The 19,975-nt window shown below is 66.0% G+C and carries 15 protein-coding genes; 6 read left to right on the top strand and 9 right to left on the bottom strand.

Translation table 11 applies throughout. The features are described from left to right. Window position 1 precedes the first annotated feature (1 nt). Together ACV959_RS14875 and ACV959_RS14880 are read left to right on the top strand one after the other, a co-directional pair. Window positions 2–5,848 carry an alpha-2-macroglobulin family protein gene (locus tag ACV959_RS14875; RefSeq protein WP_475737343.1) on the top strand — a complete coding sequence of 1,949 codons (5,847 nt, stop codon included), beginning with the start codon at window positions 2–4 and terminating at the stop codon, window positions 5,846–5,848. Continuing rightward, window positions 5,845–8,064 carry a transglycosylase domain-containing protein gene (locus tag ACV959_RS14880; RefSeq protein WP_475737344.1) on the top strand — a complete coding sequence of 740 codons (2,220 nt, stop codon included), beginning with the start codon at window positions 5,845–5,847 and terminating at the stop codon, window positions 8,062–8,064. Before ACV959_RS14875 ends, ACV959_RS14880 begins: the two co-directional genes overlap by 4 nt. Window positions 8,065–8,088: 24 nt before the next feature. Here the strand turns inward: ACV959_RS14880 and dapE are convergent, their stop codons facing one another. The 9 genes from dapE to ACV959_RS14925 form a co-directional block, all read right to left on the bottom strand. Further along, entirely contained in the window at window positions 8,089–9,249 is a 1,161-nt protein-coding gene (dapE, locus tag ACV959_RS14885; protein WP_475737345.1) for a succinyl-diaminopimelate desuccinylase, read from the bottom strand. Then, window positions 9,242–9,718, bottom strand: a complete 477-nt coding sequence (locus ACV959_RS14890) for a hypothetical protein (protein WP_475737346.1) — start codon at window positions 9,716–9,718, stop codon at window positions 9,242–9,244. Before ACV959_RS14890 ends, dapE begins: the two co-directional genes overlap by 8 nt. Further along, window positions 9,718–10,572 (bottom strand): 2,3,4,5-tetrahydropyridine-2,6-dicarboxylate N-succinyltransferase, encoded by an 855-nt coding sequence (dapD, locus tag ACV959_RS14895; RefSeq protein WP_475737347.1) that lies wholly within the window; start codon window positions 10,570–10,572, stop codon window positions 9,718–9,720. The genes ACV959_RS14890 and dapD overlap by 1 nt, the downstream gene beginning before the upstream one ends. 107 nt (window positions 10,573–10,679) lie before the next feature. Further along, entirely contained in the window at window positions 10,680–11,798 is a 1,119-nt protein-coding gene (locus ACV959_RS14900) for a right-handed parallel beta-helix repeat-containing protein (protein ID WP_475737348.1), read from the bottom strand. A gap of 128 nt (window positions 11,799–11,926) precedes the next feature. Continuing rightward, window positions 11,927–12,358, bottom strand: coding sequence for an IS200/IS605 family transposase (tnpA, locus tag ACV959_RS14905; RefSeq protein ID WP_475737349.1), 432 nt, complete (start codon window positions 12,356–12,358; stop codon window positions 11,927–11,929). Between the two features lie 118 nt (window positions 12,359–12,476). Next, a complete protein-coding gene (locus tag ACV959_RS14910) occupies window positions 12,477–12,671 on the bottom strand; it encodes a hypothetical protein (RefSeq protein ID WP_475737350.1) in 195 nt (64 codons plus the stop codon). Between the two features lie 494 nt (window positions 12,672–13,165). Then, on the bottom strand, window positions 13,166–13,708 hold the full coding sequence (gene gpt / locus ACV959_RS14915; RefSeq protein ID WP_475737351.1) for a xanthine phosphoribosyltransferase: 543 nt from the start codon (window positions 13,706–13,708) through the stop codon (window positions 13,166–13,168). Beyond that, window positions 13,705–14,460: a competence/damage-inducible protein A gene (locus tag ACV959_RS14920; RefSeq protein WP_475737353.1), complete on the bottom strand. Its 756-nt coding sequence runs from the start codon at window positions 14,458–14,460 to the stop codon at window positions 13,705–13,707. The genes gpt and ACV959_RS14920 overlap by 4 nt, the downstream gene beginning before the upstream one ends. 92 nt (window positions 14,461–14,552) lie before the next feature. Next, entirely contained in the window at window positions 14,553–15,668 is a 1,116-nt protein-coding gene (locus ACV959_RS14925) for an OpgC family protein (protein ID WP_475737354.1), read from the bottom strand. Window positions 15,669–15,852: 184 nt separating this feature from the next. On the opposite strand from ACV959_RS14925, the gene map reads away from it, so the two are divergent. The 4 genes from map (at window position 15,853) to ACV959_RS14945 (ending at window position 19,972) form a co-directional block, all read left to right on the top strand. Next, on the top strand, window positions 15,853–16,692 hold the full coding sequence (map, locus tag ACV959_RS14930; RefSeq protein WP_475737355.1) for a type I methionyl aminopeptidase: 840 nt from the start codon (window positions 15,853–15,855) through the stop codon (window positions 16,690–16,692). Next, a complete protein-coding gene (gene radC, locus ACV959_RS14935) occupies window positions 16,689–17,429 on the top strand; it encodes a RadC family protein (protein ID WP_475737356.1) in 741 nt (246 codons plus the stop codon). The genes map and radC overlap by 4 nt, the downstream gene beginning before the upstream one ends. Window positions 17,430–17,460: 31 nt before the next feature. Continuing rightward, window positions 17,461–18,864, top strand: a complete 1,404-nt coding sequence (locus tag ACV959_RS14940) for an MDR family MFS transporter (protein ID WP_475737357.1) — start codon at window positions 17,461–17,463, stop codon at window positions 18,862–18,864. A gap of 79 nt (window positions 18,865–18,943) precedes the next feature. Next, entirely contained in the window at window positions 18,944–19,972 is a 1,029-nt protein-coding gene (locus ACV959_RS14945; protein WP_475737358.1) for an adenosine deaminase, read from the top strand. Window positions 19,973–19,975 lie beyond the last annotated feature (3 nt).

The raw sequence follows: 19,975 nt of genomic DNA on the forward strand, positions 1-19,975 counted from the left end.
CATGAGCCCGAGAGTCGCGGCGATGAAGATGAAGAAGACCCTGCTCCTCGCTTTCAGTGCGGCGATGTGCTGCGCGCAGCCGCTGCGCGCCGAAGCGCCGCCGCAATTCGACCGTGCGCAGCGCGCCGACGGCGCCCGCATCGCGCCGGACAGATTCCTGCGCAGCTATGATCCGCTCACCGTCTTTTTCCCTGGCGACGCCGGACCGAGGGCGGGCGGTCCCGAGGATATGCCGGCGAAATATGTCGCGCTCGATCCGCCGGTCGCGGGCGAATGGCGCTGGCTGGGCGCGCGCGCCTTGCAATTTCGTCCCGCCGAACCGTGGAAACCGCTGGCGCGCGTGCGCGTGACAAGCGGCGGCGCCGAGCAAAAGCTCGTCACGCTCCTGCCGACGCCGAGCTCCACGAACCCGCTGAACGGCGCTGAGCCCGCGACGGAGCTCACGCAGATCGCGCTGACCTTTGCGCAACCCGTCGACATCGCCGCGCTGAAACGGCTGATAACGGTGGAGCTGCGTCTCGCGCCCGGCGTATCGCCGCAAGGCGGGCAAATATTGAGCGCCGCCGCCTATGATCTGCGCGCGCTGGAGCGCAGCGAACGCAACGCCGAACAGACTTATGTGCTGCGTTTCCACGACGCGATCGCCGACGGTCGGGTCGCCATCGTGCGGCTGAAGCTTTCCGACGAGCCGGGCCTCGACGACGAAACCTATGAGCTGCGCGTCCAGACCGCTGCGCCTTTCGCGGCGACGGAGGCGACTTGCGGCCGCGGCTGGAACGACGAGCCGACGGGCGGCGTGCTGCGTTGCGCCGCCAATGGCGACGTCCCCGCGCCGGAAAGCGGCGACGAGGAAGGCGGCGACGCGGCGGCGACCTATATTCCGGGCGCGAAGCGGCGGCTGACGCTCAGCTTCAACGCCGAACCGGAGGCGCTCGATATTTTGCGGGCGCGCGAGGCGCTGCGCATTACGCCCGCCGTAGACGATCTCGCCGTCGAGACCGACCGCCGCCGCCTCAAAGTCACCGGCAAATTCCTCGCCGACAAGGTCTATGAGCTGTCAATCGCGCCCGGCGCGATGAAGGACGCGCGCGGTCGCGCGCTCGCGAGCGCCTTCACGCAACGCTTCGCTTTCACGCGCGACCTCCCGTCGCTGCAATGGGACGCGGGCTACGGCGTCGTCGAGCGCCTCGGGCCGCAAGTGCTGCCGCTTCGCGGGCGCGGCTACGACCGCGCCGACATCCGCATTCACGCCATCGATCCGCTCGCGCGCGACTTCTGGCCCTTCCCGGAACATGGCGTCGAGACCGCCGACGCCGACGCTCCGCCCTTGCCCGGCAACGAGCCGAAGCGCTGGAGCGAGGGGAACAATATCGAATCGGATGCGATCAAGGAACGCATCAAGACGCTAGGGTCGCCCGCCGTATCGCGCCTCGTCGATCTGCCGATCAGGCGCAACGGCGTCGACGCAAAGTTCGGCATCGACCTGAAGGACGATTTCGCGCGCATCGCGGGTCGCGAACAGCCAGGCGCCTATCTCATCGGACTGCGCGCGGTGGACGGCGACAAGCGCAAATGGCTGCGCGTGCAAGTCACGGATCTGTCTCTCTCGGCGATCGAGGAGCCGACCCGCGTGCGCTTCGCCGTGACGTCGCTCGCCAGCGCGCAGCCGGTGAGCGGCGCGCAAATTCGCGTCGAGGGCGTTAAAGACGACAAATTCGTCACGCTCGCCAATGGCGCGACAGATTCGAGCGGCTTCTTCTCCTGGACCCCGGACAAGCGCGGCGCGGGCGATCTGCGTCGCATCGTGGTGACAAAGGGTCTCGATACGCTCGTCATCGACCCCGACAGCGCGCCCTCTGAATATGCGAAGGAGCTGTGGTCAAAGCCCGAGGCGCAATGGCTGTCTTGGACGGGCGAGTCCGGCCAGCCGCGCGCCGAAAGGCCGCGCACGCTCTGCCACATCTTTTCCGAGCGGCCGATCTACCGGCCGGAAGAACCCGCGCATATCAAGGGCTATGTGCGCAGCTACAACGGCGGCGCGCTGAGCCTGACGAAAGCCGGCGGCGCGCTCGTCGTCACGGCGCCGAATAATCAGGAATGGCGCATTCCCGTGATGCTCGACGCGAGCGGCGGCTTCTACCACAAATTCGATGCGCAGACGCCAGCGACGGGCGATTATTCGGTAAAGTTCGAACCCGATGCGCCGAAGAAGGCGAAGCCCGCCGACGGCGGCGAAGGCGAGGAGAGCGCGGAAGGCGAGGCCGCGCAGGACATTTCCTGCGGACAGTTCACGTTCAAGAAGGAAGCCTATCGCCTCCCGACGTTCGAAGTCGTGCTCAACGCGCCGCAAACCGTCGCGCTCGACGGAACCTTCGACGTCGACCTCCTCGCGCGCTATTTCGCCGGCGGTCTCGCGGCGGAGCGCCCCGTCAAATGGCGCGCCGCGCAATTCCCGCATGTCTTCGCGCCGCCGAACCGCGAGGGCTTCCTCTTCTCGACAGACGCCCGCTTCTCCGGCGACGGCAAGTTCAAGTCCACCGCCGTTCTGGAGCGAGACGCGCGCACCGACGCGGGCGGCGGGGCGCGCGTGACGTTTGACACGACGATCGAACCGACAGCGCAGCCGCGCCGCTATTCGATCGAAGCGACTGTGACGGGCGACGACGGCGTCGAGGTGCGCAACGTGCAGAACGTCATCGCTCTGCCGCCCTTCGTGCTGGGCGTGAGGACCCCGCGCTATGTCGAGCGGCCCGGCGCCGTGACGCCCGAGATCGTCGCGGTCGACGGCAAGGGCGACGCGATCGAGGGCCTCGACATGACGCTGCGGCTCGTCAAGCGCAACTGGATTTCGACGCTGCAGGCGAGCGACTTCGCGCAAGGCGCCGCGAAATACGTCACGCAGGTTCAGGACGAAACCCTCCTCGAACGCAGGGTCACGAGCGCGAAGGAAGCGCAGAAGATCGCGCTGGAGACCAAGGACGCCGGCGTCTATGTCGTGCAGCTCGAAGCCAATGACCGGCTGAAGCGCCGCCAGCAGGTCAGCGTCGACTTTTTCGTGGGCGGCGACACGCCCGTCACTTTCGCCCGCCCGCCCGCCGCCTCCGCGACAGTGACGGCCGACAAGGAAAAATACGCGCCGGGTGAAACGGCGACGCTCGTTATCCAGTCGCCTTTCCAGACCGCGCGCGCGCTCGCCATCGTCGAGCAGCCCAACGGCGTCTACGACTACAGTTTCGTCGACATCGCCAACGGCTTCGGACGCTTCCAACTCGTCGCGCGCAAAGAGCAGACGCCGAGGCTCGCCGTGCATTTCCTCATGATGCGCGGACGCCTGAAGGACGGCGCGCCGCAACCCTCCGCCAATTTCGATCAGGGCAAGCCGGTCACCATCGCGGCGACGAAATGGATCGAGGTGACGCCCGTCAAGAACATCGTCAACGTGAAACTGGAGGCGCCCGCCAAGGCGCGGCCCGGGCAGGATGTCGAGGTGACGCTGAAGCTCACGGACGACATGGGCAAGCCGCTCGCAGGCGAGGCGACGTTCTGGATGGTCGATCAGGCCGTGCTGTCGCTCGCGAAGGAGCGCCCGCTCGACCCGCTGCCGGATTTCATCGTGGCGCGCGAAACGAAAATGACGGCGCGCGACACGCGCAACATGGCTTTCGGCGTCATTCCGCTGGAGGAAATCGCCGGCGGCGACGGCGATCTTCAGGAATGGGGCGCCGAGAACAACATCTCCGTGCGCAAGAATTTCACGCCCGTGCCGATCTATCTGCCGAGCGTGAAAGTCGGCGCCGACGGAATTGCGAAGATCAAGGTCGCGTTGCCGGATACGCTCACCGTCTTCAAGTTGCGCGCAAAGGCCGTGAGTGGACCCGACCGCTTCGGCGCCGCGGGCAGCGAGATATTCGTTCGCCAGGAGCTCGTCGCACAGCCCGCCTTGCCACGCTTCATCCGCCCCGGCGACGCCTTCGACATCGGGCTCGTCGCCCGCGTCGTGGAAGGGCCCGGCGGCGCCGGCAAGGCGGCGATCGCGGCCCCGGCGCTGAAGTTCTCCGGCGAGACGAGCCGCAAGATCGACTGGACGCAGAACAAGCCCGTGCGCGTCGATCTGCGCGCTGACGCGCCGGACGCGCTGCAGGAGAGCGTGAAGCTCGGATTCCGCATCGAGCGCGACGCGGACCGCGCGAAAGACGCCGTCGAAATCGACCTGCCCGTGAAACCCGATCGCGAGCCGACCCGCCGCTACGAGATCGTCGAGATCGCGCCCGGCGAAACGAGGACCTTCGCCGCCAGCGGCGAAGCGGCGCGCGCGAAAACCTTCTCGCGCGAGGTCATCGTGGCGGCCGATCCTGCGCTCGTGAAGGTCGTCGCGGGACTCAATGCGCTGTTCGATTACCCCTATGGTTGCACGGAGCAACGCCTCGCGACGGCGCGGGCCACGCTGGCCCTCAAGGCATTCTCGCCAATTCTCGCTTCCGCCGGCCTGCAGGATCGCGTCTCGTCGAGCGTCAGAAGCGCCGCACAGCAGATCGACCAGTCGATCGACGGCGATGGGCTCGTGGCCTTCTGGCCGCGCGCGCGCGGCAATGTGCTGCTCACGGCCTGGGCCTATGAGTTTCTCGTCGCCGCGGCGCGCGTCGGCGAACCCGTCGACGCGACGCTCACGGAGCGCCTCGCGTCTATTCTAAAGCAATCGCTGCGCTCCGACTATCCGCGTCTGCTCGGCGGCGAGGAGATGCGCGAACGCGCCGCCGCGCTCGCCGCGCTCGCGGAGGGCGGCAAGCTCGACGACTCCTATGTTGCGGAACTCGCGCGCCGCGCGGATTTCCTGCCCAACGAAAGCGTCGCGGAAACGGCCGCCGCCGCCGCGCGCCTGCCTGGTCTCGACCAGCGCATACTCGCCGCTCTGATGGAGACGATGTGGAGCCGCGTGAAATTTGCGAGCCGCGGCGGCGCCCAGGTCTATGCGGGCCAGGCGGGAGAAAGCGCCTCCGACGCCGTCCTGCCTTCAGAAGCGCGCAACATCGCCGAAATGCTGCGCGCGGCCGCGCTCGCCGCGCCCGCCGATCCGCGCGCGCCCGTGTTGCGAGACGCCCTGCTGCGTCTGGGCGAGGGCGACGGCTGGGGCGCGACCAACGCCAACGCCAGCGCGATCGAAGCGCTCGCGGAAAGCTGGCGACGGCCGATTGCGCCGCTCGGCGTTTCCTTCGCGCAGGCCGGCGGCGCGGCGCAGCGCGCCGTCATCGACGCCAACAATCCCGTCGCGCGTTACGTGAGCGATCAGGATGCGCCGCTCACGATCGCCAATACGTCGAACGCCCCGCTCGTGGCGTTGATCGAGACACGCTACATGCCCGCCGAACCCGGCGCCAAAGCGCAAGCCGCGAGTGAAGGCTTTGCGATCACGCGGCAGAGCTGGCGCGTGAAGAGCGGCCAGGCGCCGGAGAAGCTCGACGCTGCGGACGGCGTACTGCGCGTCGATCAGGGCGACGTCATCGAGGAGACGGCGGACGTCGTGAATTCGGAAGACCGCGCTTATGTCGCGATCTCGCTGCCGCTCGCGGCGGGCTACGAGCCACTCAACCCCAATATCGCCACCGCGCCCGCGGAAGCGCAGGCCTCCACCGCGCCTACGCTCGCGCCGACATGGGTTTCCTACGGAGATGACCGCATTCTTTACGCCTATGACGCGCTGCCCAAGGGCAATTACCGCTTCGCCTTCCGCCTGAAGGCGCAGACGGCGGGCTCCTACACGCAGCCGCCGGCCCTGGCGGAAACCATGTACAAGAAAGGCGTTCGCGGCGCGAGCGCGGGGGCGCGCGTGGAGATTATCAAGCAGCCATGAGACGCGCCGCGCTTCTCGCCGCACTCGCGGTCGTCGCAACGACGCTGCGCGGCGGCGCGATCGTCATGGAGAAAGCGGCGCGCGGCGCGGAACTCGTTTCGCCCCCCGCCAGTCATATCGTCTACGATCGCAATGGCGCCTTTCTCACGCAGATCGGCCATGCAATGCGCGACGCGACAGGCGCGAAGCGCGTCGACTATGGCTATTGGCCGCTCGAACGAATCCCCGAGCGCGTCGCGCGCGCGACGCTCGCGCTCGAAGACCGGCGCTTTTATTCCCACGCCGGCGTGGATCTGCGCGCCGTCTTTCGCGCGAGCTGGAAAAATCTCACGGAGCGCGGACGCGCGGAAGGCGCTTCGACCATCGCGATGCAGGTCGCGCGCATGCAGGCGCCCGGGCCGCGCAGCTACGCCAACAAATTCTGGGAGGCGGCGACGGCTCTCGCGATCGTCGCGCGCAACGGGCGCGACGCGACGCTGGCGCATTACCTGCGGCTCGCGCCCTATGGCAATGGCAGCCACGGCGTCGCCCACGCCGCGCGTTTCTATTTCGACAGGCCCATCGACGATCTTTCCTGGGCGCAGGTCGCGCTGCTCGCCGCCATTCCGCAATCGCCAGGGCGCATGAACATCACGCGCGCAAGCGGCCTGCGGCTGGCCGTGGACCGCGCGCGCTACGCCATCGCGCGGCTTGAAGCGGAAGGCGCGCTCGACGCAGCGCAGGCGGAGATGGCGCGGCGGGAACTCGCCGCCATGCGGCCGCTCGACGCCAAGCGCCGGCCAGAGGCGCTGCATCTCGCGCTTCGCTACGAGCGACTGGCGCGCGAGGGGCGCGTGCGCGCGGCCTCTCCTTTCGATCCGCGCATCCAAGCGACGATCGATCTTGCCGTCGAACGCGAGGCCGCGCAACTCGCGCGCCGCTATCTCGCGGTCTTCAGGAACGCAGGCGCGCGGCAGGTGGCGATCATGGTCGCAGAACGCGGATCCAACGCCGTCGTCGCCGACGTCGGCTCGGCGGGCTACGACGATCCGCGCGCGGGAGCCTTCGATTTCACGCGCGTCGCGCGCTCGCCGGGTTCGACGTTGAAGCCTTTCGTCTATGCGTTGGCCCTGGAGCGCGGCGCGATCAGAGCCGCCGATCTTCTCGACGATCTTCCCGAGGGCGCCTCGGGCGTGGCCAACGCCGACGGACTTTATCTCGGGGCGATGACGCCGCGCCAGGCGCTCGCCAATTCGCGCAACGTGCCCGCGACAAATCTTTTGCGCCGGGTGGGATTGCAAGCGAATTTCGATTTTCTGCACGAACTCGGGCTGCACGATCTCGACGCGCCGCCCGAGAGCTTCGGGATTTCCATGGCGATCGGCGCGCTGCCGACGCGGCTCGAGGATTTGATGCGAGCCTATGCGGCGCTCGCCGACGACGGCGTGATGCGCAATCTCTCCTTCGCGCGCGACGAGCGGAATAATCCGCCGCGCCGCGTGATGTCGCTCGACACGGCGCGGCTCGTCACATCCTTCCTCGCCGATCCGCAGGCGCGGCTGCCGTCCTTTCCACGCTACGGACCGCTCGAATATCCCTTCGCCGTCGCCGTGAAGACCGGCACCTCACAGAACTACCGCGACGCCTGGACTCTCGCTTTTTCGCACAAATATATTGTGGGCGTCTGGCTCGGACGCGGCGACGCGGGCGGCATGCGCGGCCTTGCCGGCGCCAATTCCGCCGCGCGTCTCGCCCATGCGCTCATGACGAAACTGCATGGCGTAAAGCCGGGCGAGATCGCGCCCGAAACTTTCGCGCCGCCGCCGGAGCGCGTTGCGATCGATCTGTGCCGCGCGGATGCGGGGCCGTCTTGTCCGCAGACGCTGCGCGAATGGGTCAAGCCGTCCGAGATCGCAATGGCGCCCGCCGCCGCGCCGGCGCCTGTCGGGGACGCGCGCGCGCCCGAGTCGAACGCGCTCGTCATCGCCACGCCCGAGCACAATATGCATGTATGGCGGAACCCGGAGCAGCCCGAACGCCTCAACAAGCTCGCGCTGAAACTCGCGAATGGCGGAAAGGACGCGCAAATCGTCTGGATCGTCGACGGCGCGCCCTTCACGGTCGCACAGGCCGATGAGACGGTTTTCTGGCCGATGACGCCGGGCGCGCATCGCATTCAGGCGCGCCTCGCCCTGGCGCCAGGCGCGTCGCGGCCGGTGCGGGTGATCGTGGAATGAGGGCCGTTTCGCCTGCGGTGAAGGCTACGCCGCGAAGTATAACTCCAGAATCTTCAGATACACCGCCGCTAGCGCGTCAATGTCGGCGACGCGGGCGTTCTCGTCGATGGCGTGGATCGTCTCATTCGTGAGGCCAAACTCCACCACCGGACAATCGCGCGTGATGAAACGCGCGTCCGACGTGCCGCCGCTCGTGGAGAGTTCGGGCGTCAGTCCCGTCACTTCCTTCACGGCGCGCGAAACGAGTTCGGTGAAGGCGCCGGGTTCGGTAAGAAACGAGACGGCGTTGCTCAGCAGAAATTCGAGCTCGACCGTCGCCTCGCCCGCGGCCTCCTTCACCACGGCCGCAATCTTCTCGCGCAGCGTCTCCAGCGTCCAGGCGTCGTTGAAGCGCACATTGAACTGCGCGCGCGCCTCGGCGGGAATGACATTCACCGCCGGATTGCCGACGTCGATCGACGTAACTTCCAGATTGGTGCGATCGAAGTGCGCCGTGCCGCGGTCGAATTCAAAGGAAGAGAGCGCCGCGACGATTTTCGCAATCACCGGCGCGGGATTCGCCGCGCGCTGCGGATAGGCGACATGACCCTGTTTGCCGATGACGCGAATCTTGCCGTTGAGAGAACCGCGCCGCCCGATCTTGATCGTATCGCCGAGCGCATCGACATTCGTCGGCTCGCCGACGATGGCGTGATCGAATTTCACGCCCCGGGCGCGCGCCCAGTCAAGCATCTTCACCGTGCCGTTGATCGAGGGGCCTTCCTCGTCGCCGGTAATGAGGAAAGAGAGCGTCCCCTTCGGCGGTCCGTGGCGCTCGATGTAGGAAAGGGCCGCATCCATGAAGGCGGCGATGGCGCCCTTCATGTCGCTCGCGCCGCGGCCATAGATGCGGCCGTCGGCGAATTCGGGCTCGAAGGGATCGCAGCGCCAGCGCGAGAGATCCCCCGCGGGCACGACGTCCGTGTGGCCCGCGAAGACGAGATGCGGCGCGCCGCCGCCGATAGTCGCGAAGAGATTGTCGACGTCCGGCGTGCCGGGCGCCGTGAACGGCAGCCGCTTCGTCTCGAAACCGGCCGATTTCAGCGTGCATTCGACGACGTCGAGCGCTCCCGCGTCGACGGGCGTGACGGAGGGGCGGCGGATGAGGTCGCGGGCAAGGGAGACGGCGCGGGAGAGATCAGCCATTATAGTCCCGAAAGCCCAGTTCATAGGCCGTCCAGCCGATCACCGCGACCAGAACGGCGTCCGCGCCCCAGACCCAATAGACCGGCATCACTTCCGCCACGCGCGGCTGCAGCCAATGCGCGGCGCCGGCGATGAGCGCCATGAGCGGCGCAAGCCCCGCGAGCCCCACCGGCCATTCGCGGCCGAGGTCGCGGAAGCGCTTGGCCGACAGGTTCACATAGCTCACCGCGACGAGCAGGATCACGAAGGCGTAAACGATCACGAAGGCGTAGGCGACCGCGGTCATCGGAACGAAGAACGGATCCTTCGCGAGATCATGCGCCGTGTATGGCGAGAGAAAGAACCAGACGAGCGCGAAGGGCGCGATGACGAGAGCGAGCGCAGCCGCGCCCCTAGCCCAGGTTGCGCGGTCGATGCGTCCCTGCTCGGTGCGGTAGAGGAAGCGGATGCGCTCGGCGTCGAAAGCCATCAATCCCTCAGCAGTTCGTTGATGCCCGTCTTGGAGCGCGTCTGCGCATCGACCGTCTTCACGATCACGGCGCAATAGAGCGAGGGACCCGGCGTTCCGTCGGGCAGCGGCTTGCCGGGCAGGCTACCCGAAACGACCACGGAGTAAGGCGGCACATAGCCTGTGTGAATCTTGCCCGTGGCGCGGTCGACGATCTTGGTCGAGGCGCCGATGAAGACGCCCATGGAGAGCACCGAGCCCTTGCCGACGACGACGCCCTCGACGACCTCCGAACGCGCGCCGATGAAGCAGTCGTCCTCGATGATCGTCGGATTGGCCTGCAACGGCTCCAGCACGCCGCCGACGCCGACGCCGCCGGAGAGATGCACGTTCTTGCCGATCTGCGCGCAGGAGCCGACCGTCACCCAGGTGTCGACCATGGTTCCCGTATCCACATAGGCGCCGAGATTGACGAAGGAGGGCATCAGGATCGCGCCCGGCGCCACATAGGCCGAGTGGCGGACGATCGCGCCCGGCACGGAGCGGAAGCCCGCCGCGCTATGCTCGCCCGCGCCCCAGCCGACGAATTTGGACGGAACCTTGTCCCACCAGGTGGCGCCGCCGGGGCCGCCTGCGATCACGGACATGTCGTTGAGTCGGAAGGAGAGCAGCACGGCCTTTTTCAGCCACTGATTGACCCGCCAGGATTCCGGCCCCTCCTGCCCTTCGATCTTCTCGGCGACGCGCAGTTTGCCGGAATCGAGCAGCCGCAGCGCGCTGTCGACGGCGCGGCGGATGTCGCCCTGCGTCTCGGCGTTGATATTGGCGCGATCCTCGAAGGCGGCGGTGATGAGGGTTTCCAGTCCCGTATGCATGAAGATCCCGTGGATGTGAAAGCTGCGCCGGGTTGTAGGGGTCTGGCGGGGGGAGTCAACCGCCCTCCCCGCGGCGTTTGGAAGCCCGGCGCCGGCGACCCCGCGCCTCAGGTGCAATTATGCCCGATATTTACATAAATGACGCTGGGATCGAAGGGCGCCGGAGGCGTGATGAAGGGCGCCAGCGCGTCATTATTCGAGGAAGCGCATTGCAGATCCGTGACGATATTCTGCAATTGCAGCCGCCTTACATTCGGCTCCGCGACGAATTGCTGAACGACGCTGTCGCTGATCTGAATGTTGCGCACGAACTGTCCCCGATTCAGACCCGTGACCCTGATCCCTCCATCGCCCGAGCCGCCGGGACCGCCAAGCGAGACGATGGAGGTCAAGCGGACATTGGCGGAGTCAATGATGGCGACATCCTGCGTGTTCGCCTCGAAATGAACGCCCGTGATATTTGACGAAAGAAAGGTGCGGTCCAGCGTGAGCGCAGCGCCGCCCCTCACGCCCTCGATCGTTCCCCCGACAATGGTGACGCCGCCCTCGCCGCCGCGCAAACATCCCGTGCAGCCTGCGCGCGGCTGGTCCCGCACATAGACGCCATTCATGCCGCCTTCGAGCGCAGGAGCGATGAATGTATTGGCGTTCGCGGCGTAAGGATCGCGCCGTTCCGCGAAGACCCAATAATGATTTCCTTCCGAAACGGGGGCGAAAAAGCCTCTGATGTTCACCCCGCTACGCAAGCCGTTGAAGGTGTTGAGCAGCGCTCCGGCGAGATGGACGCCGTAATAGCCGCCAAGCATTGTGACGCCGGAAATCTCGTTGTGATGGCTCCTGTCCAGCTCAATGAGGCTGACGCCTGGCGCAGAGGACGCCGACCCGAGATAAAGATCTCGAATAATGACCCCCTTGACCTCGTTCAGCAGGAAGAGCGTCTTGTCGTTGTGTCCGTAAATCTGGCTTCCCAGACCGGCGCCCTCGATCTTGATAGGTTTAGAGATCACGATCGTGTCGCTGAGGACGCAGCGGCCCGCGGGAACGGTCAGCAAGCCGCCGGAATTGGCGGCGACAGCGCGGACGAAAGCCTCCGTGTCGTCGTGCACGCCGTTGCAGAGCGCGCCGAATTGGCGGACGCTCGTCCGGCCCACCGCATCCTGAGCGAACGCCGGCGCGGATGACGCAGCAAGAAGACCCAGCAGAACAGTTGAACGAAACAAATTCATCTCTCACCACTCCAAGTAAGTATCCCCCGGCAAAGCCGGGGGCTTTATGATGTGAGCCGCTCATAGCGGCTGCGGGGTCGCTGACGCGGCCCCGATTTCTTTTGCCGCCTACAGGCGGCTGCTTAACGTCAACGCCACAGGTTCAACCGCTCCAATCGGGCGTCTTCGAGTTCCTGGTTGCGGATATATTCCCGGATCCCCTGTTCGTCCCGACCCACGGTCGAGACGAAATATCCCCGCGCCCAAAAATGCTGACCCACGAAATTGCGCCGACGTTCCGCATAAACCCGCGCCATATGGATCGCGCTCTTGCCCTTGATGTATCCCACCACCTGGGACACCGCGAATTTCGGAGGGATCGAGATCATCATGTGAACATGGTCGGGCATCAAATGCCCCTCCTCGATCCGGCTCTCCTTCTGCGCGGCCAGTTTCTTGAACACTTCCCCGAGGTGACGCCGAAGTTCGCCATACAGCGCTTTCCTGCGACATTTGGGAATGAACACAACGTGGTATTTGCAGTCCCATCGCGTGTGACTTAAGCTCTCATAATCGTCCATCGTCGGATTTCCCTATCGTGTGCTTGGCGGCTCACGACTGGAAATGTCGACGGTGGACTGCTGAAAACGTCAAACTTCCACTGCCACCCCGGCTAAGCCGGGGGATCTCCGTTACGGTTTAGCGCATGACGCAGCGCACGCGCGCATATTCCCCCTCTTTCACGCCCGCCTCGCCGGTGAGGAGGGTCATATACTGGCTCGGCACGCCACACATGACGCTCTCGACATGCTGTTTGACCACGGCGCGGGCTGACTGTTCGTTGCAGGCGTCTCGTGCGATGGAGTTTGCGCAGATGTAGATGACGATGAGCATGGACCTTCCCCGATCCCGGTCGCGAAAGGCGCAGCGACGCGCGGATGAGAAAGAGTTAACGGGCCGCCGCAGCCGGGCAATGCGAAACGGCGCCAAAGGCCGCCCGGAATCCCGCCACGGAAACACTGGAAACAAAAATTGGTGCGGGCGGCCGGAATCGAACCGGCACAGGCCTTTCGGCCCTACGGATTTTCTTACCCGCTACGGCTTTCGCCGCCCCGCGCGCGGCGGGTTTGGGGTCTGGACTATCCCTTCGCCCTAGCGCTTGCGCGCCTTAGGCGCCGCCCGTCTAGTCTCTACACCTTCCCGCCGGAAAGGCAGGCTTGGCTCGGGATCGCCACTTTCGAGGTTTCCCCGACTTTGAGCGGTTCTACTCCCGCGGTTTCCCGCCCGGAGCACTCAAATTGCTTCAAGTCCGTTGCGTCTACCAGTTTCGCCACGCCCGCGAACGATTTCGTTATAGGGCGCGCGCGGCGAGGCCGACAAGCGGGATTTTATCCCCGCCGGGACGGCTTGCCCTGCCCCTTGCGGATCGGCGCCTGGAAGCTCAGCCCCGTGTCCCACGGGAAATAGATCCAGGTGTCCTGCGAGACCTCGGTGACGAAAGTATCGACCATCGGAAGCCCCTGCGGCTTGGCGTAGACGGTGGCAAAATGCGCTTTCGGCAACATGTCGCGCACGGCCTTGGCCGTCGCGCCAGTGTCGACGAGATCGTCGATGATCAGCACCTCGGCGCTCGGCCTTGCGAGGATCGTGTCGGTGAGCGGCTTCAGCACCTCGATCGCATCGCGCTCGGTCTCCTCGTGATAGCTCGCGACGCAGACCGTCTCGATGACGCGAATGCCGAGCTCCCGCGCGACGATCCCGGCCGGCACCAGCCCGCCGCGGGTGACGGCGACGATCGCGGAGAAACCGCCGATGGAGGCGAGCCGCCAGGCGAGCGCGCGGGCGTCGCGATGGAACATGTCCCAGGACACGGGAAAAGTCTTGTCGGGGCCGACGTGCATCTGCGCCTCCCTGCCCGATCGGTGGTTCATGGATTCGACGCCAGCCCGGCGAGCAGCGCGCGCACCTTCTGCGCCGCCGCCGCGAGCCCCTCGGCGTCCCGGCTGCGCAGCACGATCTGGTTGCGCACGCCCGCCCCTGAAAAATGGGGATAGGAGCCGATGCTGACGCTCCCGTGCGCGCGGGCGATCTCCTCGAGCCCGAGTGCGTAGCTTCCCTCCGGGATCGCGCCCGCCTCGATGGACTCGACCAGGATGCGCGCGCCGGATCGCAGCCGCGGCCCGACCGTATCCATCATGGACTGCATGATGACGGGCACGCCCGCCATGACGATGACGTTGCCGATCCAGAATCCCGGCGCCTTGGAGGCGCCGTTGCGCACCAGTTCCGCCCCTTTCGGGATTCGCGCCATGCGGCGGCGCGCGGGGTTGAGCTCCTCTTCCGTGAAACGTTCGCGCAGCATGGCGATCGCGCGCGGATCTTCGTCGATCTCGACGCCGAAGGCCCTCGCCACCGCGTCGGCGGTGATGTCGTCATGGGTCGGGCCGATGCCGCCCGTGGTGAAGACGTAAGTGTATCGCGCGCGCAGGGCGTTGAGCGCCGCGACGATCTCCTCTTCCTTGTCCGGCACGACCCGCGCCTCACGCAAATCGACGCCGATCTGCGCGAGGTAGTTGGCGATGTAATGCGTGTTCGAGTCCTGCGTGCGTCCCGACAGAATCTCGTCGCCAATGACGAGAATCGCCGCTGTCGCCGGCGCGTCGCCCTTTTCGGGTTCTTTCATCGTGCCCGCCTCCCTGAAGACCTTGATTATGGCGATCGCGGGCGGAGTCGCCAAGCCTGCTCGCGCGCCGCGAACCGGATCAAGCGTCCCGATCAAGCGTCCACGCGCGCCGCGATGCGGGCGGCGGCCCGGCTCCTGACAAAGGCCGGTTCGGATCGGTCGACGAGGCTCGCGAGACGGCGCAACAGCAGAAGCGACAGGCCGACATAGAGCAAGTCGAGGAGCGGAGAGGCCAAGGCCGAGCCGACGAGGATCTGGCCGATCGCGCTCATCAGACTGCCTGCACAAAAAATGGGCAACGCGTTCCGGCCCAGCAGGGCAAAGAAATCGAAAGCCGGGGTCTCTCGAAGCCGGGCGGTCACCCGGGAATAATGGATGACATAAGCGAGTGTGACGAAATCGACGATCCGCGCCACGCCGAGGGCGCTTTTGTCCCAATCGAGATAGAGTCCCGCCGCGTCGACGAGGCCGGGCGCGAGACCGAAGGCGTTGGAGACCACGATCGCCGAACCGATCGTAAAGGCCTGCGAAAAGCGTAGCGCGACAGGGTGATAGGGAACGTCTTCCGTCCGCGAGGCGCTCCCGCAGAAGACCCCGAGCGCGAACATGAACTGCCAGGCGAAGGGGTTGAAATACCAGCCGCCGGGCTCCGGCCAGGACGGCAGATTGAGCCCGGTGACCCGCGCGCCGGCGTAAACGGCGGCCGAAGCCGCCAGCATGGCGAAACGCCCGCGCAGGGCGAGAGCGAGAAACAGCGGCGCCGCCGCCATAAGCACGATGTAGAGCGGAAGAATGTTGAAATAGGCGATCTGATGACTGAGCGCGAGAATGCCCAGGACGCCGCGCAGGGGATCGAGAAAAGGCGTCGCGCGGCCATATTCGCGCGACAGCAGATCGTCGGCCGTGAAATCATTGGCGGTCCAGAAGAGCGCGAGCGCCGCCGCCGTCAGAGCCAGATGAGCGCCGTAAAGCTTCGCCGTGCGCCGGGCGAACGAGACGAGAACAGCCGAATTCCGACTGAATTTTTCGCCATAGGCGAGATAGACCGAAACGCCGGAGAGAAAGACGAACACCTCCGCCGAATCCGAAAAGCCGAAATTCCGGGGCGTCAGCGCCCCCAGCACGTTGCCCGGAATGTGGTTGATGAGGATGGCGACCAGCGCGAAGCCGCGCCAAAAGTCGATCGATTCGATGCGCTTCTGTTGCAAGAGGGTTTTTCTTCGTTACGACGAGCGCTCGACTCAAGGCCCGCAGGTTCTGCGCAGATCATTATACAAGAGCGGCGCCGGGCTGTAACGCGACGGATGATCCCGCAAGGCGTCCTTGCTTTGGGCCGCCAAATGACTACGTTAACGGAGTTCCCCGAAGCCCACATAAGACGCACGAGCCCGCATGACCTTCATCGAGTCCCATCTCGCCCCCGCCAGCCGGAAGAGCGGGCAAATCAAGCTGCATGGGCCGGAGGATTTTGAGGGGATGCGCAAGGCCGGACGACTGACGGCCGAGGCGCTGGACATGCTCGTTCCACACGTAAAGCCGGGCGTCACCACCCAGCAGCTCGACGATCTCGTCTTCGATTTCGCTTTGGCCCATGGAGCGTATCCCGCGCCGCTGGATTACCGGGGCTACCGCAAATCGATCTGCACCTCGATCAACCACGTCGTCTGCCATGGCGTTCCCGATGGCAAGGCGCTTCGAGAAGGCGACATCGTCAACATCGACGTGACCTTCATCGTCGACGGCTGGCATGGGGACGCGAGCCGTATGTTCGCCGTGGGCGAAATCCCGCGCAAGGCGCAACGGCTCATCGACGTTACCTACGAATCCCTTCTGCGCGGCATCGCGGCGGTGAAGCCCGGCGCGACCACCGGCGACATCGGGGCCGCGATCCAGCAATACGCCGAAAGCGAGCGCTGCTCCGTGGTGCGCGATTTCTGCGGCCACGGGCTGGGGCGCGTCTTCCACGATGAACCCAACATTCTGCACTATGGCGTCAGGGGTCAGGGGGTGGAACTGCGCCCCGGCATGTTCTTCACCATCGAGCCGATGATCAATCTCGGCCGGCCTCAGGTGAAAATTCTTTCAGACGGCTGGACGGCGGTGACGCGCGACCGCTCGCTCTCGGCCCAATTCGAGCATTCGATTGGCGTCACCGAAACGGGAGCGGAGATTTTCACGCTCTCTCCCATGGGTCTCGACAATCCGGCAGCCGCGCTCCGCGCCGTGTCATGAAGCCGCCGCGCCGCGACGCGAAGCCTTTGACTCGCGCGGCGGCGGCGCCCGGGCTCGAGGACGCCGCGCCGCACTATCATGGCCATCGCCAGCGGCTGCGCGATCGCTTTATGGAGGCGGGAGACGCCGCCCTCGCCGACTACGAACTGATGGAGCTGCTGCTCTTCCGCGCCATTCCCCGGCGCGACGTGAAGCCGCTCGCCAAGGCGTTGATCGAACGGTTCGGTTCTTTCGCGGAAGCGCTCGCCGCGCGCCCCGAACGGCTGCGCGAGATCGAGGGACTGGCCGAAGGCGCAATTGTCGAGCTCAAGGTCACCGAGGCGGCGGCGAGGCGTCTCGCGCGCGGCGCGCTGGAGAAGCGTACGGTTCTGTCCTCCTTCTCTGCCGTGGTAGATTATTGCCGCACTGTCATGGCCTACGCCGAGCGCGAGGAATTTCGCATTCTCTTCCTCGACAAACGCAACGCGCTCATCGCCGATGAGGTGCAGGGCGTCGGCACGGTCGATCACACGCCGGTCTATCCGCGTGAAGTCGTGCGGCGGGCGCTCGAACTCGGCGCGAGCGCGCTCATCCTCGCGCATAACCATCCCTCCGGCGACCCGACGCCATCGGCCGCCGACATCAGAATGACCAAGGAGATCGTCGCCAGTGCGCAGCCTTTCGGCATCGCGGTGCACGATCATCTCATCGTCGGGCGCAACGGACAGACGAGCTTCAGGGGATTGAAGCTGATCTGACGGGCGCCGGCCGGACTCCGAGACGACCTGTTTGCCATCTTTCATCGTCACGCCGCTGATCGTCGCGACGGCTCTCTTCATGGAGAACCTCGACGGCGCGGCGCTCGCCACCGCCCTGCCCGCAATGGCCGCCGACCTTCACGAAGATCCGGTGGCGCTGAAACTCGCGCTCACCTCCTATCTGCTGTCTCTCGCGGTGTTCATTCCGCTGTCCGGCTGGGCGGCCGACAGATTTGGCGCGCGGCGCGTGTTTCGGAGCGCGATCGGCGTCTTCACTTTCGGCTCCATCCTCTGCGGCTTCTCCCATTCGCTCGCCGCCATCGTCGCCGCCCGCGTGGTTCAGGGACTGGGCGGGGCGATGATGGCGCCGGTGGGACGCCTCGTTCTGCTGCGCACGGCGCCGCGCCACGAACTCGTGCGCGCCATGGCCTGGCTCACCATTCCCGCGCTCATCGGACCCTTGATCGGCCCGCCGCTCGGAGGCTTTTTCGCCACCTATTTCGACTGGCGCTACATCTTCTGGATCAATGTGCCGATCGGCCTGCTCGGAATTGCGCTCACGACGCGATTCATTCCAGATCTCTACGAAGAGAACGCGCCGCCGCTCGACGTGAGAGGCGCGATGCTCTCCGGCGCTGGTCTGTCCCTCATCGTCTTCGGCTTCACCATCGCCGGCCGCGGCTTCGCGCCCGCGCCGGTCGTCGCGCTCGTCACCGCCGCCGGCGCGGCGGCGATCCTCGCCTATCTCGCCCATGCGCGACGCGCGGAATATCCCATCATCGACCTCCGGCTGCTGCGGATCCCGACGTTCAGCGCGGCGATCTATGGCGGGTTCCTATTCCGGATCGGCCTCGGCGCCGTGCCCTTCCTGCTGCCGCTGCTCCTGCAGGTCGGATTCAACCTCAGCGCCTATGAATCAGGGACGCTCACCTTCGTCGCAGCGGCCGGCGCCATGGTCATGAAGACGACGGCGCAACCCATCCTGAAGCGGTTCGGCTTCAAGCGCGTACTGATCGCCAATGCGCTGATCTCCTCCGCCTTTCTCGTCGCCAACGCCTTCTTCACGGCCGCGACCCCGCATTGGCTCATCATGCTGGCGCTGCTCGTGGGCGGCTTCTACCGTTCGCTGCAATTCACCGCGCTCAACGCGATCTGCTACGCGGACGTGGCGAACGAATCGATGAGCAACGCCACGAGCTTCGCCGCCATGGCGCAGCAATTGTCGCTCTCAACAGGCGTCGCCATCGGCGCGGCGTCGATCGAGGCGGCGCGAGCTTTTCACGGCGGCGCTCTCCACGCCGAGGATTTCGGCCCTGCCTTCTATGTCGTCGCCGTCATTTCCGCGCTGTCGATCCTGACCTTCCTGCGGCTTGCGCCGAATGCAGGGGACGAATTGACCGGACGCGGCATTAACCACGGGCGCGCGGCGCCCTAAATTTTCCCTTGCGGATTGACGCGGCGGAAACGCCTTTTCGGCCATGCTTCCTGTCCGTTCAGCCGACACGGAGGCGTAAATGTCGCGCGAGATGCAGGACTTCATCGCGGCCCTTCCCAAGGCGGAGTTGCACCTGCACATCGAGGGAACGCTGGAGCCCGAGATGGTCTTCCTGCTCGCGGACCGCAATCGGATCAGGTTGACCTTCGCATCCGTGGAAGCGCTGCGGCGGGCCTACGCCTTCGGAAATTTGCGGGACTTTCTCGATCTCTACTACCAGTCCACGCAGGTTCTCAGGTCGGCGCGCGACTTCTATGATCTCGCCGCCGCCTATCTCTCGCGGGCGCGGCGCGAAAATGTCCGCCACGCGGAAATCTTTTTCGATCCGCAAGCCCATTTGCGGCGCGGCGTTCCCCTCGGCGCGGTGATCGACGGACTCGGCGCCGCGATCGACGACGCGGCGCGCGGCGGCGGCCCCTCCGCGCGGCTCATCATGAGCTTCCTGCGCGATCTCGACGCCGCCGACGCGATGGCGACGCTCAACGCCGCCCGTCCCTTCCTCGACCGCATCGCGGCCGTGGGGCTCGACTCCGCGGAGGCCGGCAATCCGCCCGGCAAGTTCGAGGAGGTTTTCGGCCTCGCGCGCCTGCTCGGCCTCCAGGCCGTCGCTCACGCGGGCGAGGAAGGGCCGGCGGCCTATGTCGCGGAGGCGCTCGACAGATTGAAGGTTCGGCGCATCGACCATGGCGTTCGCGCCATCGACGATGCGGCGCTCGTCGCGCGGCTCGCGCGCGACAAGATTCCGCTGACCGTCTGCCCGCTTTCCAACATCCGGCTGCACGTCTACCACGACATTCGGAAACATCCGGTCCGCCGGCTGATGGACGCGGGCGTCATGGTCACGATCAATTCGGACGATCCCGCCTATTTCGGCGGCTATGTGAACGCCAATTACCGCGCGGTGCAGGAAGTGTTCGCGCTCACGAAAGAGGATCTGAAACAGCTCGCGAAAAACTCTTTCGCCGCCTCCTTCCTGCCGGAAGACGAGAAACAGGCGCGTATCGCCGAAGTCGACGCCAGCGCCGCCGCGCATTCGCTTGCGGCTTAAGGC

It is taken from the genome of Methylocystis sp. Se48 (genome assembly GCF_056269425.1).